The 24,952-nt window shown below is 40.2% G+C and carries 15 protein-coding genes; 14 read left to right on the forward strand and 1 reads right to left on the reverse strand.

The genetic code is table 11. From position 1 onward, the window contains the following. Entirely contained in the window at positions 1 to 1,416 is a 1,416-nt protein-coding gene (locus BLS35_RS11155) for an aminotransferase-like domain-containing protein (protein ID WP_090780869.1), read from the forward strand. Positions 1,417 to 1,499: 83 nt separating this feature from the next. Here BLS35_RS11155 and BLS35_RS11160 read toward each other — a convergent pair whose 3' ends face one another. Continuing rightward, positions 1,500 to 1,691, reverse strand: coding sequence for a cold-shock protein (locus BLS35_RS11160; protein WP_090780871.1), 192 nt, complete (start codon positions 1,689 to 1,691; stop codon positions 1,500 to 1,502). A 571-nt stretch (positions 1,692 to 2,262) separates the two neighbouring features. Here BLS35_RS11160 and BLS35_RS11165 point away from each other — a divergent pair. The 13 genes from BLS35_RS11165 to BLS35_RS11225 all read left to right on the forward strand — a co-directional run bounded on the left by BLS35_RS11165 (position 2,263) and on the right by BLS35_RS11225 (position 24,902). Next, positions 2,263 to 2,748, forward strand: coding sequence for a hypothetical protein (locus BLS35_RS11165; RefSeq protein WP_090780873.1), 486 nt, complete (start codon positions 2,263 to 2,265; stop codon positions 2,746 to 2,748). A gap of 12 nt (positions 2,749 to 2,760) precedes the next feature. After that, positions 2,761 to 4,146, forward strand: coding sequence for a right-handed parallel beta-helix repeat-containing protein (locus tag BLS35_RS11170; RefSeq protein WP_090780875.1), 1,386 nt, complete (start codon positions 2,761 to 2,763; stop codon positions 4,144 to 4,146). Between the two features lie 144 nt (positions 4,147 to 4,290). Further along, the gene (locus BLS35_RS11175; RefSeq protein ID WP_090780877.1) at positions 4,291 to 4,878 is read left to right on the forward strand and encodes an RNA polymerase sigma factor; all 588 of its coding nucleotides are present in this window, start codon (positions 4,291 to 4,293) and stop codon (positions 4,876 to 4,878) included. A 76-nt stretch (positions 4,879 to 4,954) separates the two neighbouring features. Beyond that, positions 4,955 to 6,085, forward strand: coding sequence for a FecR family protein (locus BLS35_RS11180; protein WP_165973244.1), 1,131 nt, complete (start codon positions 4,955 to 4,957; stop codon positions 6,083 to 6,085). Positions 6,086 to 6,207: 122 nt separating this feature from the next. Continuing rightward, positions 6,208 to 9,804, forward strand: a complete 3,597-nt coding sequence (locus BLS35_RS11185; RefSeq protein ID WP_090780881.1) for a SusC/RagA family TonB-linked outer membrane protein — start codon at positions 6,208 to 6,210, stop codon at positions 9,802 to 9,804. 14 nt (positions 9,805 to 9,818) lie between these two features. Further along, on the forward strand, positions 9,819 to 11,606 hold the full coding sequence (locus BLS35_RS11190; protein ID WP_090780883.1) for a RagB/SusD family nutrient uptake outer membrane protein: 1,788 nt from the start codon (positions 9,819 to 9,821) through the stop codon (positions 11,604 to 11,606). Positions 11,607 to 11,654: 48 nt separating this feature from the next. After that, complete coding sequence (locus tag BLS35_RS11195) at positions 11,655 to 13,286, forward strand: FAD-dependent oxidoreductase (RefSeq protein WP_254778830.1); 1,632 nt, start codon at positions 11,655 to 11,657, stop codon at positions 13,284 to 13,286. A 30-nt stretch (positions 13,287 to 13,316) separates the two neighbouring features. Beyond that, complete coding sequence (locus BLS35_RS11200) at positions 13,317 to 16,022, forward strand: alpha-L-rhamnosidase (protein ID WP_090780885.1); 2,706 nt, start codon at positions 13,317 to 13,319, stop codon at positions 16,020 to 16,022. 76 nt (positions 16,023 to 16,098) lie between these two features. After that, on the forward strand, positions 16,099 to 17,952 hold the full coding sequence (locus BLS35_RS11205) for a glycoside hydrolase family 127 protein (RefSeq protein WP_165973243.1): 1,854 nt from the start codon (positions 16,099 to 16,101) through the stop codon (positions 17,950 to 17,952). A gap of 37 nt (positions 17,953 to 17,989) precedes the next feature. After that, positions 17,990 to 19,534, forward strand: a complete 1,545-nt coding sequence (locus tag BLS35_RS11210; RefSeq protein ID WP_090780891.1) for a glycosyl hydrolase family 28 protein — start codon at positions 17,990 to 17,992, stop codon at positions 19,532 to 19,534. Positions 19,535 to 19,554: 20 nt separating this feature from the next. Continuing rightward, positions 19,555 to 21,540, forward strand: coding sequence for a sialate O-acetylesterase (locus BLS35_RS11215; RefSeq protein ID WP_165973242.1), 1,986 nt, complete (start codon positions 19,555 to 19,557; stop codon positions 21,538 to 21,540). A gap of 10 nt (positions 21,541 to 21,550) precedes the next feature. Then, positions 21,551 to 22,294 carry a hypothetical protein gene (locus BLS35_RS11220; RefSeq protein WP_132225948.1) on the forward strand — a complete coding sequence of 248 codons (744 nt, stop codon included), beginning with the start codon at positions 21,551 to 21,553 and terminating at the stop codon, positions 22,292 to 22,294. A gap of 4 nt (positions 22,295 to 22,298) precedes the next feature. Next, a complete protein-coding gene (locus tag BLS35_RS11225; RefSeq protein ID WP_090780898.1) occupies positions 22,299 to 24,902 on the forward strand; it encodes a T9SS type A sorting domain-containing protein in 2,604 nt (867 codons plus the stop codon). Positions 24,903 to 24,952 lie beyond the last annotated feature (50 nt).

Genomic DNA, 24,952 nt, shown 5'->3' on the forward strand with positions numbered 1-24,952 from the left:
ATGAAAAAGGAATCCTTATACCTTAAAATTGCAAAAGTGATGGAGGAGCAGATCGCGACCGAAACTTTAAAGCTTGGTGATAAGCTTCCTTCTATCCGTACCGTTCAAAAAATCTATAATGTAAGTATAAATACGGCTAAGCAAGCTTATCTGGAGTTAGAAAGTAAATCGCTTATTGAACCAAGAGCCAAATCTGGATACTTTGTAAGTAAAGCCTCCATGAGAAAGTTTCCACTTCCATCAATAGGGAAATTTAAGGCTTCGGCGCAAGAGCAGCAGCCTGAGGATTTGATTAGTAAGGTATTTAATACTTTTAACGATAAAACCATCAGCCATTTTTCTCTAGGTGTTCCCGACAAAAGTATGCTTCCAATTGCAAAACTGAACAAAGGGGTCATCAATGTGGTACGTAGACTTAATGATGATTGGGCAAGTTATGAGCCGGTACAAGGTAGCGTTAATCTTAGAAGATCTATTGCCAAATGGTCGTTGGTATTAGAAGGCAAGATTACTGAAGATGATATTGTGACCACTTCTGGTGCAATGAATGCCATTTTTAACTGTCTCATGGCCGTAACTAAACCTGGAGATACCGTTGCTATTGAGAGTCCGGTTTATTTTGGTATTGTGCAGATCATTAAATCTTTAGGCTTAAAAGCTATAGAAATTCCTACACATCCTATAACTGGTGTAGATTTAGAGGCGATTAAAAAAGTACTTCCACAATTAAATGCATGTTGTTTCATCAGTAATTTTAGTAACCCATTAGGATGTCTGATGCCAGACGAGCACAAGATCGAACTGGTTAGAATGCTGACTGAATACGATATTCCTTTGATTGAAGATGACCTTTATGGGAACCTTTTCTTTGGCCCTTCAAGACCTAAACCTTGTAAAGCTTTTGACGAAGCGGGTATTGTGTTGTGGTGCGGGTCGGTATCTAAAACTTTGGCACCTGGATATCGGGTAGGTTGGGTAGCGCCAGGGAAATATAAAGAGAAAATTATCAGGCAGAAGTTATTGCAGACCATTTCAACTCCTTCTTTGTACCAGGAAGTGATTGCTGATTTTCTGGAACATGGTAGGTATGACCATCATTTACGTACCCTGAGAAGTAAGCTTTATACAAGTTGCCTCAAATTCCAGAGGGCAATTGAAGAATATTTTCCCTACAACACCAAAATATCACAGCCACAAGGCGGTTTTATGTTATGGTTGGAGTTGGATAAAAAGGTAGATACTGCCGAATTATTTGACATAGCCATCAAGCAGAAAATAAGTTTTGCACCTGGTAGGATGTTCACCCAATATAATCAATACAACAATTGTATGCGATTAAACTACGGATTGGAGTGGAACAATGAGGTAGAGGCTGACTTAAAACGGTTGGGAAGACTAATCAAAGCTGTATACTAATCTGAGATGGCTGTGAATTATAAAGAAAAATCTCCGTAAATGTCTGATTTACGGAGATTTTTGGAATAAAGGTTGCTTTTAACTTAAGCTCTTTTAACCTGTGTTGCGTTCAAGCCTTTTTTACCATTTTCTACTTCATAGCTAACTTTATCGTTTTCTCTAATTTGATCAACAATTCCTGTTACATGTACGAAGATTTCAGGCTCACCATTATCAGGTACGATAAAGCCAAAACCTTTTGATTCATTAAAAAATTTTACTGTTCCTTGAGGCATTTTGTTTAGTTTAAATTTGTAATTATGATTACCATAACAATATTGTTATGGGATTGTTTTGTATTTGTGGTTCTATTGTATCATAATTGTGATGTTTAAATGTACGATAAAAAAGGTAATAGCCTAAAATATTTGTTGTTACATTGTTATGCTAAAATTACGTTTGTATTGCGTTTCGCGATGTTCTGGAGGATAAGCATCATAAAAAAGAAAGCGGGAATGATCTCCGACCACTCCCGCTTCATCTAAATTAACGCTCTCATGTATAAAGACGTTAATTCAGGCTATATATTGTCTTATCTAATGATTTTTATTGAAACATCTCTGGCGACGAAAAGGATTGTATTATTGAAGGCGAGGTTTCGAAAGTATAGTCAGAATTTCGTTCGCAATAGCCATCTTTAATGCAGAGCCTTGGTTGCTTAGAAGAATGATCGTCTTATGTTTTTCAATATCCCTGTAGATGACCCTGGTTTAAAAATCGAGTCCTTTTTGCCGATTCTTTTTGTCATTCACCCTTTTTTCTCCTGATTTTTATCTTGTTGTTATTGAATAACTTAAAATAGAATCAATGGCGATAATTCAAACTACAATTGCGGGCATAAGAAGCATGACAAGTCCGCTGGCTACTGACCGGTATTATGTTTCTGATATTGAAAAGGAGGGTTTCTGGCTTTTCGATCCGCTGGACACCACTTCCGCCGATAATACCGGGACTATTTTAAAAGATACTTCCGGAAATGTTTACAAAAGAATTGATGAGGGGATTATAGATCTGAAATGGTTTGGTGTTACCGGATCAGGGAATGAAAGCATCATTATTCAAACGGCGATTAATGTTTGCGCATACAAAACGCTATGGATCCCTGAAGGTGTTTACTACGCCAAGAACCTGACGGGAATATCCAATCTGACAATTTCCGGGCAGGGAACTTTAAAATCAGACTCTACAGCGGTAGTCCCGGATACACTTTTAGCATTTACAGATTGTACTAATGTTACCATCAGAGATATTACCCTAGATGGTAATAAGGGAGTTGTTCCTGGCGCCCCGTAATATGGGGTTGCCTTGTTGCGTTTTTTTAGTTCAACACAATGCGAAGTCTCTTCTGTTACCTTTCAAAATAATGCCTATCTGGCCGTTAGCACCCATAGCTCCCCGGGTTTAATTTTTACTAATAACTATATCTACGACACTGATTCTGCATTTACTTTATGGACGGATTGCGAAAATACGGTGATTTCATCTAACCGTATCGAGAATGGAACATCCGACGGGATTGTGGTATGGGGCTATATAACCGATAACCTGGCCGAATATTCTACAAACATCACGATTGTGAACAATGCTATCCATAATAAAACAGGATGGGGCATACTGTTAAGGTACGGATCCGATTGTACGATCCAGGGAAACACCATAAGTAATACCAGGTTTGGAATAGGCTCAACACATTTAAGTGGACAACCGGTACCGACGGCTAAAAGCTCCAGTTATATCGGTAACACCGTTTCAGACTGTTATTACGGAATATATGGTTATATGCATAATTGTACAGTTATAGGTAACAGCCTGAACAGAATTACCATCCCCGCAATTATGATTGTGGGTTCCCGTGATACACCTTCTTCTCCATCAAAGAATGTAATTATAGCTGAGAATGTTATTTCAAATTCTTCTTACATACCTCAAGGTACAAGCACTGTTACTAAAAGTATTCTTTTAGAGAATGCGCAGGATTGTGTCGTTGTGAACAATACAGTCAATAATGATGGTATAGCGCTAGATGCGGGTATTGTACTGGTAAATGCATTAACAGTGAGGAACAGGATTGAAGATAACCTGTTTAAGGGTACACAGCCTACTCAGGGGGTGTTAATTACGAATAGTGCGGCGACTAATACGATTGCCGGCGAAAATGGTAAAATTGTAGATAATGGACTCAACAATATTTATATAAATGGTCTGGCTATAGCGGCAGATGTAGTTACAGTGAATGCTTCTAATGAAGCCAAATTACCGGCGAATGGTGACTTTTTTAAAATTGCCGGAGCAGCGGTTACCATTAATCGTATCAATACTGTGACGGGGGTATATTACGGAAGGATAATCAATATTGTGTTCACCATCCCTAATTGTATTGTGAACCGTCTGGTAGGGAATATCGGCATTATTACTCCAACGTATATCAGCACCACGAATTCAATTTTAACCCTGGTATGGAACGGTACTGCCTGGATAGAAATAAGCAGGAGTAGTTATAATACTGTAGTCGTAAATATTGTGGTTACAGGATCAGTTTCAAAATCACTGTTAAACACAATATATCCCGCGGCAAAGACAGGATTTACAGTGTCGTTACCAAATTTGACAAGTGGGGCGGTCGCCGCCATAAAACAGGATGATTCAATTACTGGCGACTGGCAACTTATGGCTTCAACTTTGGCGGTGTAATTGAAGGGAAGAGGTTGTTAGAACGGCTAACGACCTCTTCATCCTTTTTAGCGGCAGATTGCCTTTGGCCCGCCCTATAGTTAAAACAATCATGAAGGAGCAATTACTAGTAAATATTTTATATATATTTACTTAACCAAATGTGTGCCTTTGTATACTTCGTTAACTGATATAGATCTTGTTAGACTCCTTAAGCTAGGGGATCAGGTTGCGTTTACTGAAATATTTAATAGATATTGGGATAAGCTATATCTCCATGCTTTAAAAATGCTTGAAGATGAGGATGACGCAAAGGACCTCGTTCAGGAATTGTTCAGTTCATTGTGGACCAGGGTAGCTGAGTTTGAATTACAGTCAAGTCTTTCAGGATATTTATATGTAATGGTCCGGAATAAAGTTTTGAACCATATTCGTCAACAGAAAACTCGGAATACTTTTCAAGAGGCACTTACATTATATATCGATACACATCAACATTCGGTATTGGAGTATATATCTGAAAACGAGCTTTCACTAGCATTGGAAGTAGAAATCCAGAACCTGCCGCCAAAGATGCGTGAGATATTTGAATTAAGTCGTAAGCAGGATCTTTCCCACAAAGAGATTGCCTCAAAATTAAACATATCGGACAAAACGGTTAAGAAGCAGATTAATAATGCACTGAAGATCATTAGAATGAAGCTTGATAATACAATTGGATTAATTGTAGTCTTGTCTGGGTTGTTAAAATAATCCCCCCTCAAAAAAAAAAATTTTTTTTCTACTACCATGCCCTCTGGGAGGTGTCTTTATAATGAAGAACCAAAAGATGGATAAAATTTCAGCGAACGAATTAATTGAAAAGTACCTGAACGGCACCTGTACAGCCCAAGAGAAGCAAATGCTGGAAAATTTTTATCAGCAGGAATCAGCTAAGCGAGGGTTGCCGGCAGATGAAATAAATTTCGGAAAGATAAAAACTGAGATATGGAATTCAACAAGGGAAAATATTAAACCTAAACGACGTCCTATTTTTACGTTACCGAGGATTGCCGCTGCGGCATCCATACTATTAGTAACAGTTGCTTTAATCTGGTATTCTGGAAAAACTACCATTGACAATTCTAGGAAAAAAGAAATTGCAGCTACAAATATTGAACCTGCCAGGCAGAAAGCTATACTTACACTTGCCGACGGTTCTACAATTACATTGGAAGATCAGCCCAATGGTACACTTACCAAACAAGGCGGTAATCAAATTGTAAAACTGGATAATGGTAGCGTCGCCTATAAGGAGGAAATGGCAGCTGCGGATAAAAAAATAGTATACAATACCATGTCGACACCCAGAGGAGGTTATTATCATTTAACACTATCCGATGGTTCTGATGTCTGGTTAAATTCAGCTTCCTCAATTACTTATCCGGCATCTTTTGTAGGGGCTGAGAGAAGCGTAAGTATTATCGGTGAGGCTTATTTTGAGATAGCCAAAGATACAAGCCGGCCGTTTATAGTCAAATCCGGAGACCAGACAGTAAAGGTTCTGGGTACGCATTTTAACGTGATGGCCTATCAGGACGATAAGCTCATTACTACAACGCTATTAGAAGGATCGGTCAGGATTACCAAAAACGACAATTCAGTGATTTTAAAACCAGGACAATCCGCTTCGAATTTGGCGCGTACAGCAATGATGACGATTAAGGATGTTAACGTAGAAAATGCTGTTGCCTGGAAAAATGGATATTTTAAATTTGATAATGAGACACTTGGAGATATTATGAAAAAGATTTCGAGATGGTACGATATAGATGTTGAATTTAAGGACGATGTCCGGAAAATTACTTTTTGGGGGACTTATTCACGTTCTAAAAATATTGCAGATTTGTTGAGTACCCTTGAACTTACGCAAACAGTTCATTTTAAATTGTATGGAAGGAGGGTGATTGTAATGAAATAATTATTTACAGTTGCAAAAGAACCAGGAGCGTTTGCAGCGCCCCCGGTCTTCAGCTTTATAAGCTGAGCCAGGCAAACTAACCAGTTGTTGATAACCAAATATTAATTAAACCTAACGGCCAAATGTATAAAATTTTTACTGCATTAACTTGCAGCATCTATATCCGTGTCTTACCACCATTCAGACCCGGGACGAAACAAATCTTTATTTTGCTGTTTCTTACGTTTTTACAGGTTAAAGCTGCACATGCACAGCTAATCACCCTCAGTGTAAAAAGAGCAACAGCAGAAGAGGTTATTGATCATCTACGCAAACAGACCGGCTTTGATTTTCTGTGTAATACCGATGTATTAAAGTTGATAAAGCCCATAACCGTAGCCATAAAAAGTCAAAGTTTAAAGGAAGTTTTAGACCAATGCTTTCAGGACCAACTGATTACTTTCTATATTAATGCCAAAAACCGTACTGTTGTCATAACGAAGAAAACAAATCAGGAAATACCAAAAGCAAGCCAACAACAATTGCCGGTTAAAGGTAGGATTACCGATGATAAAGGGGCTGCATTGCAGGGGGTAAGCATTAAAGTAATCGGAAGCAATACGGGGACTTATAGTAATGAAAAAGGAGAATTTTCCATTTATGTACCTGAGGGAAGCAAATTCCTGGTATTTACCCATGTGGGCTTTCAAAGCCAGGAAGTCGTTGTAAATAAACAAAATGATCTGCTGGTAAAGATGAAGTCGGCAGCAGCAGCACTGGATGAAATTGTTGTTGTAGGGTATGGCACTATAAATCGGAGGGACCTTACTGGGGCTGTCTCTTCTATAAGTGCAAATGATCTGAAAGATATTCCTGTATCTTCAGCTGCGGATGCGCTGGCCGGGAGGTTGGCCGGAGTACAAATTACTTCATCTGAAGGTGCCCCCGGTGCAGAAACCACTATTATAATACGAGGTGGGGGCTCTATTACACAGGACAATTCGCCGCTGTATGTAATTGATGGGATACAGGTCGAGAGCGGTCTTTCCGGTATATCCCCACAAGATATTCAATCTATTGATGTGTTAAAAGATGCTTCGTCTACAGCTATTTACGGCGCAAGGGGAGCAAACGGGGTTATTGTTGTGACTACTAAAGGAGGGAATATCATGAAAACTGCTGTTAATTATAATGCAAACGTAGGTTTGAACAAGCTTACCAAAAACCTGGGGGTCCAGAGCCCCTATGACTTTGTGCGCTACCAATATGAGCGAAGCCGGGGGAATGATGGAGAGGAGTTGAGTTTTGCAAATAATTATGGAACAACCTGGGATACGCTATCAGTTTACCACAATAAAAAAGGTATAGATTGGCAGCAGGAAATGTTTGGCCGTACAGCACTGATGCAGACCCATAACCTGGGTTTAACAGGCGGGAGCGCCGCTACAAAATTCAATATCAGTTTAACTAGAAATGTTCAGGAAGGGATTATGCTCAATTCCTCTTTTGATAGAAATGTAGCCAATGTTAAATTCGACCATAAAGCAAATGATAGGCTGAGTACCGGGTTTACGCTTAGGGCCTCTGACCAGGAGATCCTGGGAAGCGGAACGAGTTCTGGTGGTACTACCTTAACAGCCAGATTGCGCCAGACCATCAGGTATAAGCCGTTTATACCCAACCAGACACTGGGGATTGATGATTTTGACCAGGCTTATTTTAATGAAACAAATGCCCTCGGTAATGGCGTATATCTGATTAACCCCATTGCTTTAAATAAAGCCGAATATCAGAAAATGGGTATTACAAATTTTAATTTAGGAGGATTTGTAACCTATAAATTTCTTCCTTCCCTTGTTTTAACTACAACTGCGGGTTTTGATAACAACATCGGACAAATAGATAAATTTGATGACGTTAATACACCGACCTCATTTAGCAGCGGTTTAGGATTGCCGATGGTTGCCGTAATCAATACCAATAAACGCACGGTTAACGTATCCAATGTACTGAATTTCTCAAACTCCGGTTTTAAGAAAGCTGGCTTCAACAAAAACAACGCAATTAGTTTTTTATTGGGCCAGGAAATTTATGACCTGTCAATACGACAAAACTACAACAGGCTACGTGAATTTCCGGTAGGCATCACATCAGAAAAAGCTTTCGGACAGTTGAACCTTGGAAAAACAATGTCGGGTTATCCCACTTCCCTGAACGTTACCAGTCGCTTATTCTCTTTTTTTACCAGAGGTAATTACTCCTATAAAGCAAAATATTTGGCCTCCTTTACGCTAAGGGCCGATGGCTCTTCAAAATTTGCTGAAGACAACAGGTGGGCTTATTTCCCTTCCGGATCGGTTGCCTGGCGTGTATCCCAGGAGAATTTTATGAAGAACTATGATTTTCTATCGGACATGAAGTTACGACTGAGTTATGGGCAGTCAGGTAATAACCGGATTGATGACTTTCTTTATATGCAGTCATTTGTAAGTACGGCCTTCCCATACGGCTTAAATGACCAGCTTGTTCCAGGCTATGCTGTCACACAGTTGTCCAACTCAAAATTAAAGTGGGAACGGACCATCTCAAAAAATATCGGTTTGGATTTGGGCTTGTTCCGTAATCGTTTGCAGCTCACAGTTGATGCATATCAGAACGATGTAAAGGACCTGCTCATCCCGATCCCAATTCCGGGAAGTTCCGGTTATGCTAAACAATTACAGAATGCCGGTGCTACACGCAACAGGGGGATTGAACTGCAGCTGTCCGGAAATCTGATGAGTCAAAGAGATTTTACCTGGAAAAGCAGTTTCAACATCTCCTTTAACAGAAATATCATTAAAGCATTGTCTACCTATCAGGACTATTATTACCAAAACTCAGGATGGGGGATTTCAGGTCAGCTCGAAGATTATATCGTGAAGGTGGGCAAACCTGTTGGCGCTATGTATGGTTTTGTAACGGATGGGTTTTATCAGCTGGACGATTTTAATTATGATCTGGATACCAAAATTTATGCGCTGAAAGAGGGCGTTCCTACCAATGTCAGCGTAGCGGGGATTCCGCAACCGGGGACTATAAAATTTAAAGATCTGGATGGCGATGGTGTGGTAGATTCAAAAAACGACAGGACAATTATTGGTAATGCTACACCTAAATTTAGTGGAGGCTTAAACCAACAGTTTAAATACGGAAATTTTGACCTGAGCGTATTTATGAACTTTGTTTACGGAAATAAGATCATGAATGCCAACAAGATCGAGTTTTCTAACGGCTACTTAAGGAACAACAATATGCTTTCTGTTATGAGCGACCGCTGGCTTACTGTGGATGGACAGGGAAATTTAATCCAGTCTACCACAACTGTAGGTGGTAAGGTCGTAGCTATCGGGGAATCACCTGAAGTTCTGTCAGCGATAAATGGAGGTGCTAAAATCTGGCAGCCTGTAAAGGGCAGTGGAGCATATACACTGCACTCATGGGCTATAGAGGATGGTTCCTTTTTAAGGATCAACAACATCACTTTAGGCTATACTTTTTCCTCAAAACTGTTGTCAAAAGTGAAGGTTAAAAGCCTGCGGGTATATGGAACATTAAATAACATCGCAGTATTCACCAGTTATAGTGGTTATGATCCTGAAGTGAATGTGATAAGAACCACCCCCGTTACACAAGGTGTGGATTATTCCGCTTATCCGCGCAATAAAGCTTACTTGTTTGGAATTAATCTGACATTATAAATTATTCTTTGACTATGAAATTAAAATATAATACAGGGCGTAAGAATTTATATCTGTGCCTCATTTTAATCATAACCATATCCTGTAAAAGATTTTTGGATGTTAAACCGCATTCTTCTTTTGATGAGGCATATGTATTCAGCAGTGTTACAACTGCAACCAATGCGTTAATCGGAGTGTATGGACATCTGGCAGGTGAACAAGCCTATGGCTCCCGCTTGTCGATCATGTATACTGTTGATCAGGATGAATGTGTAGGGTATTCAAATACTTCAGCGGGTGGAGGTGATAACGGTCCGAAAGCCATAGCAAGATACAATGCGACCGCCGAGAATGCCCAGCTGGAAAAACCTTATAATCAGTTGTATGGTGGTATAGAAGGAGCCAATATCTGTATAAAGAACATCCCTAAAATGGAAGCCTACAATAGTGGTTCCGAGGCAGATAAAAAAGCCTTACGGAGATTATACGGTGAAGTCCTTACCCTAAGAGCCCAGTTTTACTTCGAATTGATCAGAAACTGGGGCGATGTATCAGTACAATTTGAGCCCTCCATTGATCAGCCAGATCTTTTTCTGCCTAAAACAGATCGCGATTTAATCTATAACCGTATCCTGGACGACCTTAAATTAGCTGCTGAACTGGTGCCCTGGAGAAAGGAGGCCGGGGTAGCTGTAGATGAACGGATTACTAAAGGTGGAGTTAAAGCCATCAGGGCAAAGATCGCATTGTTTTGCGGAGGCTATTCTTTAAGAAGAAATTCTAATCTAATGGAGCGTCGGTCTGATTACCTGGAATATTACAAAATAGCAAGGGACGAATGCAGGGATATAATGGAGTCGGCGAACCATAGTCTAAACCCTAATTTTGAAGCTATATTTAAAAATTACTTAGATGCCCATCTTATTGACCCGAGCGGTGAGATCTTGTTTGAAGTCGCATTAGCTGGTAGCTTATCTGCAACAGACAGTCGTTTAACAGATACCGGACCGCAAGTGGGGGTCAGCACAAACGGAGCGTTTAAAATACTGCCAACTTATTACTACGCTTTTAATACCCTCGATACGAGGAAAGATGTGACTGTGACTGATTATTCTGTGAATACCAGCAACAATAGGTTCCCTCAATCAACTTCTGCTATTGTTGTTTTATTTGCGGGTAAGTTCAGACGGGACTGGGTTTCAAATCCCGCAATCGATCTTAAGACACAAACGTTATTTTCAGGGATAAACTGGCCCGTTATCCGTTATTCCGATGTACTGTTAATGTTTGCCGAAACAGAAAATGAAATCAATAACGGGGCGACGGTAGCGGCGGTAACTGCGTTTGAACAGGTACGTAAGAGAGGTTTTAGGGGCAACGAGGCTCAGATAGGCGCTACGCCAACAGGGAAAGACGAGTTCTTTAATGCTATTGTAAATGAAAGATGGCTGGAGTTTGGAGGAGAGGGCATCCGTAAATATGACCTGATCAGATGGAATCTACTTGGCGATAAAATTGCTGAAACCAAAATCAACCTGACAAAAATGATGAATAGGCAAGCCCCTTACCAAAATCTGCCACAGGTAAGGTATTACAAGAACAATTCGCCGACGATGATCTGGTTCAATTCAATGTATGCACCCGCGCCAACAACAGGTATTCCTACAGGCTATACAAGGGTAAACTGGACAACGAGTATTACACAAGCATTTATCACCAATATAGCTGATTCTTACAGACCTAATCATGCTGAATTATTGCCTTTGCCCCAGGCAGCGATAAACACCAATACTAACCTTAAACAGGACTATGGTTATTAAAGCTGGTTGGCGACGCTCACAAGTTCAATTATTTTAAAAAAGATTGTAATGAAACAAAAAATATATTTTGGATTGGCTATGGTATTCATAGCCCTGACAGCTAGTGCTTTTACACGGCCGAATGGTGTTAGTTTATCGCCGGAAATCAATGCATATGATGTTGTTGTTTATGGAGGAACTCCGTCTGGAATTGCTGCTGCGGTGGCGGCGGCACGCGAAAATAAATCTGTGGTATTGATAGAACCATTGCCGATTGTCGGTGGTATGATGAGCGGAGGATTAAGCTTTAGCGATTCTAATCAGATGTATCGTGAAACCTTGGGAGGTTTATTTGAAGAATTTCACCAGCGTATAGAAAAACTATACCAGGAACGGGGTGTGAAACTGGGTTATAAAGTGGCCGAAAAAGACACCAAAGTGTGGACTTATGAACCTCATGTCGCCGAAAAGGTATTTCAGGCGATGCTGAAAGAGGCTAACGTGAGAATCCTGCTAAAGGAATCATTAAACTTCGCTGAAGTAAAAAATAGCACAATCTACATGATTCAGATGCATTCCGGTGTAAAAATTTCAGGCAAAGTGTTTATTGATGCCAGTTATGAAGGTGATTTAATGGCTGCGGCTAAAGTAACCTATCGTATTGGCCGGGAGAGTTCGGCGGAATTGGGCGAGAGCCTGGGAGGTGCGGCCTATCCAAAAAAGCCCGTGATGGTGCCATCCCTGGATAAGCATCGCAAGCCCCTTCCATTAATTTCAGGTACAATCGTTACGCCGGAAGGTGAGGGAGATCACAGGATAATGACCTATAGTTTTCGGTTCTGTTTTACAGAAGATTCAGTTAACAGGGTGCCTTTCGACAGGCCAAAGGATTATAACCCCGCACGCTATGAGTTGTTCCGCAGGTTTTATAAGGAGTTTCCTAAAAACGGGATCCCATTTGACCTTTATCCAATTCCCGGAAATAAACTGGATGGAAATAATAGCATCAGCGGCCAGCTTTCAATAGGCCTGGTAGGAGAAAACTGGGATTACCCGGGCGCCGGGCCGAAGCGCAGAAAAATGATTTGGAATGACCACGAAAGCTATACAAAAGGTCTCTTCTACTTTTTAACCACAGATAGCGGCGTTCCGGAACATGTCCGGAACCGAATGAAAAGATTGGGATATGCAAGGGACGAATTTGTAAATAATGGACATTTTCCACCAGTGTTATATGTAAGAGAGGCCAGGCGTATGGTTGGGACCTATTTTTTAACCCAGACGGACGTACTTGAAAAAACAGAGAAAATTGACGCCATTGGAGTTGGATCTTTCCCAATAGATTCTCACGATTGTCAGCGAATTGCTACTCCGGATGGTGGATTTATAAATGAGGGGACCATTTTTCCGGATAAAACAAGAATTGCCCGCCGAGGGATTCCATATCAAATTCCTTATGGGGCCATTGTCCCTAAAAAAGCAGAATGTACAAATTTGTTGGTTCCCGTTTGTCTTTCGTCTTCTCATGTCGCGTTTTCTTCACTTCGGGTTGAACCAACCTGGATCGTATTGGGCGAAAGTGCTGGTATTGCTGCTGCTTTAGCGTTGGAGGCTAATGTGGCTGTACAAGACATAAACGTTGAAAAATTAAAAGCGCGCTTAGCGTCCAGGCATCAAATTCTAACCTTTACTAAGAAGTAACAATCAATTTCATCTTCTCTTTTTAATAACATGAAGAAAATCATATGGTATTTGTTTGCTTTATTTTCAATCGGTATAAATTTTGAAGTTTTTAGTGCTCCGATTTGTAAGGCAACTGTTTTAAAATGCGAATATCTGAATAATCCAATAGGGTTAGATATGCAGCGTCCAAGGTTATCCTGGATTATTGCTGACAGTAGAAAAGGTGCTGTTCAAAAAGCCTATCAAATTCAGGTATCTGTAGATTCCCTGAATCTAGCATTAGGCATTGCCGATTTATGGGATTCAGGTAGGGTAAACTCAGATCAAACTAACAATGTTTTGTTTTCAGGAAAGGCACTTCAGCCAAGAACAAAATATTACTGGCGTGTATTAGTTTGGGACATGAATAATCAGCAATCTGTCCCCTCTAAAATTTCAAGCTGGGAGATGGGGTTATTGGAATTGCAGGCTTGGAAGGGCGTATGGATAAATGATGGCAACGACATAGCTTATAAACCGGCTCCATATTTCCGCAAAGTGTTCAATTCTTCTGGTGCCATTAAAAGGGCCAGAGCTTATATCTGCGGACTCGGTTATTATGAAATGAGCCTAAATGGTAAAAAAATAGGAAATCATTTATTGGACCCGGGCTATACTCAGTATAATAAGACGGCATATTATGTTACTTACGACGTTACAAAAAAATTAAAACAAGCGGAGAACGTAATGGGTGTTGTACTTGGAAATGGATGGTTTAATGAACAATCAAAAGCCGTTTGGGGATTTGATAAAGTTTCCTGGCGGGAACGACCAAAGTTTATATTGAATTTATATATAGAATATGAAGATGGCCGGTCAACCATTATCAGTTCAGATAAAACATGGAAAACTCATGCAGGCCCCATCATTTTTAATAACATTTATAGCGGGGAATATTATGATGCAAGACTAGAACTTTTGGGTTGGAACACCATTGCGTATCAGGAAACGAACTGGCGAAATGCTACTGCGGTTCGTCCACATAGCGGGAAATTAAAAGCACAATTGATGCCGCCAATAACCATCCAAAAAGAAATCATAGCTCAAAAGGTGAGAAAACTAAATGACAGTACTTATCTGTTCGATTTTGGCCAAAATTTGGCAGGCTTAAGCCGATTAGTTATTAAGGGAGAAGCAGGGACGGTCGTGTCCTTAAAACATGGGGAAAAGTTATCGGCAACAGGTTATCTGGATAATTATGAAATAGGTAGACATTATCGTTTTGAAGACCCATCAGAAACAGCGCAGACAGATATTTATATTTTAAAGGGAAGGGGACAGGAAATCTTTACGCAACGGTTTACCTATCATGGCTATAGGTATGTAGAAGTTACAGTTGACAGGCCAATGGCCCTAAATAAATGTAATTTAACCGCATTATCGATCCATACTAATGTAACTAAAACGGGCAATTTCTTATGTTCTAATCCGCTGCTCAATAAGATTTATGAGGCAGGTATAAGGTCTTATGTTACGAATTTGCATGGTATTCCAACAGATTGCCCGCAACGCGAAAAAAACGGGTGGACCGGCGATGGCCATATTGCAGCCGAATTAGGGCTATATAATTTTGATGGGATACTATTGTATGAAAAATGGCTGAATGATTTTGCAGATGCACAGCGTCCTAATGGTGAGTTGCCGAGTATTGTTCCAACTTCAGGATGGGGATATAGTATGGGGGGGCCAGCCTGGGAAAGCGCTCAGATTTTAATTCCATGGTACGTTTACAACCATTATGGAGACGATTCGCTGATAAAAAAACATTACGAAAACTGTAAGTCATATCTCAATTATCTTTCGTCCCGGTCTAACCGTAGTCTGTTGAGTTTTGGTTTGGGTGATTGGGTGGCCTATAAAACAAAGACACCAATACAGCTAACCTCGTCATGCTATTATTATATTGACAGCTATTTAGTAGCTCAATTTGCAAGGATTGTAGGAAACAAAGCCGATGAAAAGTATTATTCTGAATTAGCTGATCGTATCAAAACTGCGATAAATAAGCAGTTTTTTGATCCTGTGAATTTTACCTATGCTAATGGTAGCCAAACTGCTCTAAGCATTGCTTTATATCATAATATTGTACCCGAAACATTTATATCAGGCGTAGCCGAAACTCTTGTGAAATCGATAGCAGCAAACAATAATCATTTAGATGTAGGATTATTAGGAAGTAAATATTTGCTGAATGCACTTTCTGAGAACGGACATGGAGAAACAGCCTATCATATAGCTTCCCAGAAAACTAAACCCTCGTGGGGGTATTGGATGGTGAATGGTGAAACTACCTTCCAAGAGAGCTGGGGTTTGGATACCCTGTCTCGAAATCATGTAATGTTTGGCGAAGTGGTAGCCTGGTTTTTTAAATCTGTTGCCGGAATTAATGTTGATCCTGGCAATCCCGGCTTCAGGAACATCATTATACGTCCGCACTTTCCGGAAGATTTAAGCTATAGCAATTCCAGTGTCCAGACGGTAAATGGAACAGTTGTATCCAATTGGAGAAAATCGAGGGGCAGGATTAAATTTAGATTGATCATTCCTGCTAATACAGAAGCTACTGTTTACCTGCCTTTAACAAACAGAAAGCTTTTTGAAGACGGTAAAGAACAGCTTGATTCCCGTTTTATAAAGTACGGTGGAACTGCAGCTAATCTTTCGAAGTACCAGTTTAAAGCTGGAAAATATAATATAGAACTTAATAGTTATTAGAAACATTCACCCTTTTTTTTTTCGGAATCGATCTATGTTTAAAGTATGTAAATATCTTAATGGTTATTTTTTTAATATGAAGTTTTTTCTGTTTACCTGTATCTTTTTCTTATTCCTGCTCCCTGCTCATTCCAATGATTCTTTATGGATTTCAGGTGCAACCAAATTTCGGCCTCTGGTACTGGGTGATGAAAAGATTAAGGGTTATGTAGGTGAAAAAATAGATGCTTGTATAGCTAACAGCATAAAAACAATGGACGTGTCCATACTGGTCGCGCCTTTTAAAACCCGAATTGAAACCAGGTACTGGCAGTCGGAATTCTGGGGGAAATGGTTTACTGCTGCTTGCGATGCTTATCGGTATACTAATGACCCGCTGATATTGGCGAAATTAAAACAGGCAGTAGAAGGGCTGATGGCTACTCAAACAAAGGATGGATACATCGGTAATTATAAACAGGAGGCCCGTTTGAAAGAATGGGATATCTGGGGCAGAAAGTATTGTCTATTGGGATTGCTTTCCTATTATGAAATTTCGAAGGATAAAAAAGTACTGGGCAGCGCAAAGATGCTGGCCGATCACTTAATTAAAGAAATTGCGGATCGCAACATCAGCAAGTTTGGGAATTTTAGAGGAATGGCTGCCTCCTCGGTACTGGAGCCTATTGTGTTGTTGTATAATTATACAAAGGATGCCAGGTATTTAAAATTTGCAGAAGCTATAGTAGCAGGTTGGGAGCAGGCGGATGGAGCTAAACTGATCTCTAAAAGCATTAATGGAACTCATGTTGCAGAACGTTTCCCTAAGCCAAAGAATTGGTTTAGTCCCGAAAATGGCCAGAAAGCCTATGAGATGATGTCTTGTTACGAAGGTCTCATTGAACTTTATAAAGTAACAAAGAAGGAAGAATATAAAGCTGCAGTTGAAAAGGCCGTAAAGGATATCATAGATACCGAAATTATGATCACCGGATCTGGGAGTAGCCTGGAGTGCTGGTATGGTGGAAAAGATAAACAATGTATACCCGCTAAAAACATGATGGAAACCTGTGTTACAGCAACCTGGATTAAACTTTGTAATCGCATGCTACAATTAACCGGAAAGCCTGAATATGCAGATGAAATTGAGAAAGCTTTTTACAATGCTTTGTTAGGTTCAATGACTCCCGATGGGAAATCATGGAGTAAATATAGTGAGCTTAATGGGCATCGGCACTTAGGCGAAATGCAATGTGGTATGCCTTTAAATTGTTGTATTGCCAGTGGTCCGAGAGGAATGATGGTAATACCCAAAATGGCCATTATGATGGATAAATATGGTCCTGTTGTTAACCTTTTTGGCAACATTAAAGCGAAGATAAAATTGGAAAATCTAGATGTTTCAATTACTCAGGAATCCTTTTTTCCTAAGTCGAATGAAGTCGTCATTTATGTAGATCCCTCTAAAAAAGCAGTTTTTAATTTAAAGATCAGAATTCCTGCATGGTCTGATCAAACCAGCATAACCGTAAACGGCGATATATTAAATAGCATTAAGCCTGGTTCATACCTTGAAATAAAGCGGAAATGGAGTAAGGGTGATAAGGTGGTAGTTAAACTGGATTTAAAAGGAAAAATACTTACTGATGAAAATAAAAGACACTTTGCTATTCAATATGGCCCTTTAATTTTGGCGGCAGATCAGCGATTGAATTCAGGGCAAAATTGTCAGTACTATGAACCTGTTATGGATAAATTACAACAGATCAACTGCAGGCTGGTTGAAAGTGCAGATCCAGACATTTATTTTTTAGCTAAACTTCCTTTTCGTACTGGAGGTCAGCTTACCGAACTCAATTTAACCGATTATGCTTCTTCCGGAAATACCTGGAATCGGGACTCTGGATACATGGTTTGGTTTCCCTACCTACTGGACCCCCGTGAAAAGTAATAAGCTACCCAAGAATTCTAATTTTAAATAACCTTTTATGAAATTTAATAAACGATCATTTTTAATATTAATAACGCTTTTGGTTTCTCACACTTCTATCCGAGCTGCTGTGCCTGTTGAAAGTCCTAGGAACCTGATTTCTCCACCCAATTCAAGCACTTCAACATCGGTTACTTTGTTATGGGATAAACCCTTAAATTATAATCGTATACAAAAGTATGAGATATACCTGAATGGCAAAAAAATAGCTCATTCGATTAAAACCAATTATACGGCAACAGGATTAAGACCCAACACAAAATATAGGTTTTCCATCAGTTCAGTTGATGTAAAGGGAACCAGATCTAAAACTACAAACCAGCTTACTATCAATACCAGGCAGGTAAGTAAGGTTTATAATATACTGGATTATGGTGCTAGGGCAGATGATACAGATTTAGATACAAGAGCTGTTCAAAAGGCAATTGACGCCTGCAATAGCGGAGGAACGGTATTGGTACCCAAAGGACAATTTATAATTGGTGCAATCTTTTTAAAAAGTAATATGACCCTTTTAATTGATAACGGAGGCGAACTTAAAGCCAGTACGGCCCTTAGTGATTATTTGCCAATGGTTAAAAATAGGTTTGAAGGCTGGGAACTGGATACTTACGCCAGTCTAATCAATGCCGGTAGACTGGATAGAAATCCGGTTTATAACATAGAAAATATTGCTATCCGTGGCGAAGGAAAAATTACAGGGGGAAGTTCTAAATTGGGCGACGCCATGATTGAGGCAAATGGAATAAGAAGCCGAGGGAGATTGATTTGCATTATGAACGCTAAAAATGTGAATGTTCAGGGACTTACCCTCCAGGATTCGCATTGCTGGACACTCCATTACATCTATTCCAACAATGTGACCTGCCACGACCTGGATATTAAAAGCACAGCGCGTAATGGTGATGGTATAGATCCAGATTCATCTACAGATAGTTATATTTTTAACAGTACCTTTTCTACAGCAGATGATTGTATCGCGATCAAGTCCGGTAAAAATCCGGAAGGAAATATTGTTGCGCGACCTACGGTCAATGTCCATATTTCCGATTGTAAGTTTGTTAAGGGATTTGGCCTGGCCATAGGAAGCGAGATGTCTGGCGGCGTTAAAAATGTTTCCATTCGGGATTGTGAAGTAGGTAACCTGAAAGAAGGGATACAAATCAAGTCCAGAAAGGATCGGGGTGGCTACGTGGAGAATGTATATGTAAGTGATTGCGACCTGCTGCGGATAAAAATTGAAACCACTGTGGCCTATAACAGCGACGGAGAGTCAGCACCCGCTCTTCCACATTTCAGAAACCTGGTGTTCAGTAATATGAACATGTCAAAAGCCAAAGCGAACGGTACCCCCATATCTGTAGATGGTTTTGCTGATGTTAAGCATTACACCAGCAATGTAACCTTTAAAAATGTGGTGCTTCCCTTAAATGCTGCAGTGTCACTAAACTATTGTAAAGACATTAGGTTTCAAAATGTGCTTACTGTAGATCATAAAGCCCCAGTATACAAGATTACCAATTCTGAAAATATCCAAAAATAATGTCATTACACCATATAAATATGAGGTTCTTTATAAAACTAGTGGTCTTTTTTTTGCCGTTGTTATTTTCTGTTTCTGTACATGCTCAACTCAGAATTCCGGGATATTTTTCTGATCATATGGTCTTGCAAAGGGCACAGCCAGTTAAGATCTGGGGCTGGGCCAATGCAGGATCTATTACCAGAGTTACTTTTAACAATGTGACTTATACAGCCCCTGTAAAGGAAGATGGCACCTGGTCGGTAAACCTACCAGCAACAAAGGCAGGTGGTCCTTACGATATTAAAATCGTGTCGGTACAAAGCAGCATTATTTTAAAAGATGTGTTATTTGGAGATGTATGGTTTTGTAGTGGGCAAAGCAATATGAATTTTAGGATGAGTGCGATAAATAATTTTGCTAAGGAAAAGGAGGATGCCGATTATTCTTCAATCAGGCAGTTGGATGCAAATAGAGTGGGTGCAGAAGTCCCACAAAAGGATGTCGTAAAAAGCACTTGGGTACCATGCAGTCCGGCTACAATTCAGGCGCTTTCTGCAGTCGCATTTTGCTTTGCAAAAGAGTTGTATGTGAAAAACAAGGTTCCTATTGGGATAATCAATGCCTCCTGGGGTGGCTCGCCTATACAAACATTTATGAGCCCGGCAGCATTAAAGGATTTTCCTGAATACAAAGAGCGTATTGAAGCGATTACCCCAACATTTATAAATGATTTGAAACAGAAATATAAATTGGACAACCATAAATGGGCATTGAAATTTTATGCGCTTACGGATTATATCTCACAAGATCTGAAGCTTTCGAGAGATCCTGCATTTTTTGATACGGGCGATTGGCTCAATGTAGCTGTTCCAGGATACCTGGAACAGCAGGGGCTAAAAGTGAAAAATGGCGTCAGTTGGTATAAGAAGGAGTTTGTGCTGAATGAATTACCTGAACAGGATGTTAATGTCGATCTGGGGCGAATTAAAATGTCATGTGTGGTCTTTATAAACGGGCAGTTTGTTGGTCGACAGTTTTCCATCTGGTACAATGCAAATTATAAAATACCAAAAGCAATGCTAAAAAAGGGGGGCAACGAAATACTGGTATGCTCTTACAATGAAAATGGAAGTACTGGTTTTCAGCCGGTTTATAAACCGAAGTTGATCATCAACACAGCACCTCAGCAAAATATTTCGTTGGAAGGTACATGGCTTTTTAAACAAGGCAAAACTTATGAAAATCCGGGAGTTTTAGGCCCCTTGATGCCACTGGAGTATTTTGAACATCAGTATCCTACCTTGGTTTACAATGCTGTTATCGCCCCGTTTTTTAACTACGGAGTAAAGGGAGTACTTTGGTACCAGGGAGAGGATAATGCTAAAAATTCTGTGTGCTATGACTACGAGAAAATGCTGAGTAATCTTATTGTGGACTGGCGTACTTCATTCAATGCTCCAAAACTACCCTTCCTGATTGTTCAGCTCGCAAACTTTAATCCGGTGAAAAGTAATCCCGAACCTTCAGCATGGACAATTGTGCAGGAGGCTCAGACAAAAGTAGGGCAAGGACTGAAAAATGCAGGTACAGTAGTTATCAATGATATCGGAGACGCAATTGATATTCATCCTAGAAATAAACAGGATGTTGGTAAAAGATTAGCCCTCTTGGCCAGAAAAATCGCTTATGGAGAGGATGATCTCACTGTTTCCGGTCCGGAGGTTAAATCTGTAACACGCATACACGATCGTTTGACCATTCGTTATACGAATGTCGGCACCGGCCTGATCAATAAAGACGGCACCGCCGGGTTAAACGCTTTTTGTGTGGCGGGTAAGGACTATCAATTTTACCGAGCGAATGCCAGCATTGAAGGAGACCGGGTCATCGTGTTTTCTGATCAGGTCAAAGAACCTTTATATGTAAGGTACGCCTTTGAAGACAACCCGGGGAAGATCAACTTCTACAACAAAGAGGGACTTCCCGCAGTCCCATTCAGAACGGACACGTTAAAAATCAAATAAAAAACCAAATATGATGAAGAAAAAATTACTTTTTGTCTGTGCTGTAATACTGTTCAGTCACACAGCACTTGCACAACAACTATCTCAGAATTTTGATGCGTCTTCAAAAATCAAGGATTATGTTAAAAATAAACCTGATAAGGGGCAGTTTACAGCGATTACTAGTTCTGGCCCTGGAGTTAAGATTAGCATTGAGCAGGGTAAACTTAGGTTCGACCGGACAGGTAATGCCGATTTCGGTTCTTTGGCCAGAACAGTTGAGTTTTCTCCTATTCCACAAAAATTAGCACTGAAATTTGACGTTAGCGTTTCAAAAAATACAGCGATGGAAGCCGCTGCAGCCCTACAGTTTGGGAGTGGTTTTGTGAATGAAAATAATTCGCTTTCGGGAACTCCATACGAGAACCAGGCGGCTGTTCATTCTCTAATAGGAATTAGTTTCGGTACAAAAGAAGGTGATTTCTCCATTAGACATATTGGGGCAAAGCAAGAATCTGTTGTTGTAAACGGAACAAAAACCATTACCTGGGTGATTAACAATTCGGCAGCACCGATGGATTATACAGGCCCTAATGGCCAGGTTCAGAATCTTGCAGCAGATCGGTTTGACCTATGGATAAACAACACGTTGGCACTAAGTAAAAAAGGAGCTACCGGTCCCGATCAATTGTTAAAGAACTTTAAGTTTTCTTTTACAAAAGGCGCTGGGATTATAGATCTTGATAATATCGAGCTTACAGACCTTTCAAATTAACGTTATGAAATCCTTATTTATTTTAACGAAGCTATTCGTTTGCTTAACATTTTCCTTTATCCTAATAGGTGGTGCTAGCTATGGTCAAACTTTGGTTACCTATCCAGAACCAACTGCTGCTTTTGAGAAGAAATCAGATTTGTACCAGGTTTCTGTAACCTCAGGCAGCGAGACAAAAGACAGCTATGTTTATGTGAGCAGGGCCAGTACGGGAGCGCCATTATGGGAGTGGCAGGGACAGGAAGGTAAAACCTTTCATTTTACTACGTTTTCGTTTTCTGGTACGGCAACTATAACGGTTACCAAGCTAGGTTCAACAGCAGGGTCAGCTACGCTTCGGCCCGACAGAGTAGGACTGGGGACTGTTTCAACCACATCGGTTACCGGAGGTAAACAGGTTACTTTTACCCTCAGTCAATCCAGGAAGATTTCTGTTGAGTTTGATGACGATGCAGGAAATCAGCACGCCCTGATGATCTTTGCAGACCCCCTTGAAGAGGCTTCAGATATACCAGATTCAACTGCTGCTAATGTATACAAGGTGAGTACTGTAGATACTTTAATTGTGCCTGCCGGAAAGACCATTGTATATTTTGGTCCAGGCGTTTACAATATCCACTACTGGAGGATTCCGGCCACTGTTAGCCAGGTTTATATTAGTGGCGGAGCTTATGTAAGGGGGTATATAGGAGCCAACCGGGTAACAACAACGTTATCATTGAAAATTAATGGTCGTGGTATTATTTCAAACGACCTCTGGGGTTTTCATTATCCCAAAGTTACCCCTCCATATGATCCTGTTTCTACCGACTGGTATAAATCAATAGTCATCAGTGGTGGAAAAAAACACAGTGTAGAAGGAATCACGCTGGTAGACGGAACGGCTTTTAATGTGGTGCTCTCTTGCGATAGTTCCCTGGCCAAAAATTTAAAGATCCATGGGTTCAGGTATAACAATGATGGAATTACGCTGGCTGGATCTGATGCTACTGTTACGGATTGTTTTGTACGGGTTGGCGACGATGGTATTCTAACCAATGGGAGCAAAAATTTTAAAATAGACAAATGTGTATTTTGGCATTTAAGAGGTGGCAGTATCATACAATTGGGCTGGCGCCCACATAACATCAATGGAACAAACCTGATCGAGAACTGCGACGTGATCCATGCCGAATGGGTATTACCGCAAACTCAGAACTCAGGCTTTATCAATTACATGGGGAATGTCTCTGGAAATTCAAACGTAGCAATAGAGAATTTTGTGGTTCAGGATATTTATTTTGATACCGAAGTGCTAAAGCTCATTGATCTGCGCATTGACCGTGGCATTAAATATCCGATCAACATCAGGAATTTTTTGTTTAAAAACATTCATGGTAAAATACCTTCCACACATCCTAGTTTCAGTAGTTATTTTAATGGCTATGACGCCACAAATAAGGAGTCGAACCTCAGATTTAATAATTTTTATATCAACGGAACATTACTAAACCAGACAAATCATACCGACAGTGGTTATTTTAAACGGGGGAATTATGCTGATCCATTGATTTTTTTTGAATACGCAGATTTGTCCTCAGAAATATTTAACCAGAACTTTAATTCTTCCTCAAGTTTGCCGACTTACATTAGCGCAACTCCGGATAATGGACAATTTACGTCCGTAAATTCTACTGGTACTGGAACCATCGTATCTATTAACAGCAATAAACTCAGGTTTAATAGATCTGCAGCTGCAGATTACGGATACTTTGCCAGAACAACAGACTTCTCGCCGGTGCCCGAAGTTATTCAGTACAAAGCAGAGGTAACAGTATCTGGAAATACAGCCGGGCTCACTCAAAACCAGGTTGCGGTATTCCAGGTAGGTAAAGGCTTTGTCGATGGTAATAATGCACTAACCGGAACACCGCTTGAAAATAATGCCTTGCTACATTCCAGACTGGGTATAAATTTTGCACCTACAGTAGGACAGTTCAGTTTCAGAGACATTAGCGGCGCATTAAGTTCAGCTGTATTTAGCGGTACCCAAGCCTTTACATGGGTGATTAACAATTCTTCGAAAACAGTAAGTTACGTTGCTCCGGATGGGTCGGATGAATTACTGGCGGCAGACAAGTGGGATTTATGGGTTGGTAACGTGAAGATATTCGATGAGAAATTGAGCAATGGTGCCACGGATGTAACATTAAGCGACTTAAAATTTGCTTTTATAGCAGGAACAGGAATCATAGATCTGGATAACATTTTGATCACAAGTCCCGTAATAACAGGAGCGCTTTCTTCATTGGTATCACCAGTCTCTAAATCTGTTACAACTACTGTTGCCACTACCGACAAAGTTGCCAAAAAAAAGGATCTTCTTAAACTGTCAGTTTATGCACCTTCTGATCAATTGCTGGTTGATGTTTCTGTGAATTCTGATAAGGCGGAACAGGCCGATCTGAGTATTTACAATCTTAACGGTAAAGCTTTGATAACAACAAAAGTCAGGTTGGAGAAGGGGAATAACAAATTTACCCTGCCAGTCAGTAACATAAAACCGGGTATTCATATCGCAATACTGACTACTAATACTAATGCAGCCAGGTTAAAATTCATCAGGTAGAAATTATTTTTAACACAGCTTCACCCTTTTACTTTTTAAATACCCTCTGT

It is taken from the genome of Pedobacter sp. ok626 (assembly GCF_900100435.1).
GTDB lineage: Bacteria > Bacteroidota > Bacteroidia > Sphingobacteriales > Sphingobacteriaceae > Pedobacter.

What these genes read in the sequence shown, in the direction of transcription:
- BLS35_RS11155 (WP_090780869.1), top strand. Translation starts at nt 1, where the DNA reads ATGAAAAAGGAATCCTTATACCTTAAAATTGCAAAAGTGATGGAGGAG.
- BLS35_RS11160 (WP_090780871.1), bottom strand. Translation starts at nt 1,691, where the DNA reads ATGCCTCAAGGAACAGTAAAATTTTTTAATGAATCAAAAGGTTTTGGC.
- BLS35_RS11165 (WP_090780873.1), top strand. Translation starts at nt 2,263, where the DNA reads ATGGCGATAATTCAAACTACAATTGCGGGCATAAGAAGCATGACAAGT.
- BLS35_RS11180 (WP_165973244.1), top strand. Translation starts at nt 4,955, where the DNA reads ATGGATAAAATTTCAGCGAACGAATTAATTGAAAAGTACCTGAACGGC.
- BLS35_RS11185 (WP_090780881.1), top strand. Translation starts at nt 6,208, where the DNA reads ATGTATAAAATTTTTACTGCATTAACTTGCAGCATCTATATCCGTGTC.
- BLS35_RS11190 (WP_090780883.1), top strand. Translation starts at nt 9,819, where the DNA reads ATGAAATTAAAATATAATACAGGGCGTAAGAATTTATATCTGTGCCTC.
- BLS35_RS11195 (WP_254778830.1), top strand. Translation starts at nt 11,655, where the DNA reads ATGAAACAAAAAATATATTTTGGATTGGCTATGGTATTCATAGCCCTG.
- BLS35_RS11200 (WP_090780885.1), top strand. Translation starts at nt 13,317, where the DNA reads ATGAAGAAAATCATATGGTATTTGTTTGCTTTATTTTCAATCGGTATA.
- BLS35_RS11205 (WP_165973243.1), top strand. Translation starts at nt 16,099, where the DNA reads ATGAAGTTTTTTCTGTTTACCTGTATCTTTTTCTTATTCCTGCTCCCT.
- BLS35_RS11210 (WP_090780891.1), top strand. Translation starts at nt 17,990, where the DNA reads ATGAAATTTAATAAACGATCATTTTTAATATTAATAACGCTTTTGGTT.
- BLS35_RS11215 (WP_165973242.1), top strand. Translation starts at nt 19,555, where the DNA reads ATGAGGTTCTTTATAAAACTAGTGGTCTTTTTTTTGCCGTTGTTATTT.
- BLS35_RS11220 (WP_132225948.1), top strand. Translation starts at nt 21,551, where the DNA reads ATGATGAAGAAAAAATTACTTTTTGTCTGTGCTGTAATACTGTTCAGT.
- BLS35_RS11225 (WP_090780898.1), top strand. Translation starts at nt 22,299, where the DNA reads ATGAAATCCTTATTTATTTTAACGAAGCTATTCGTTTGCTTAACATTT.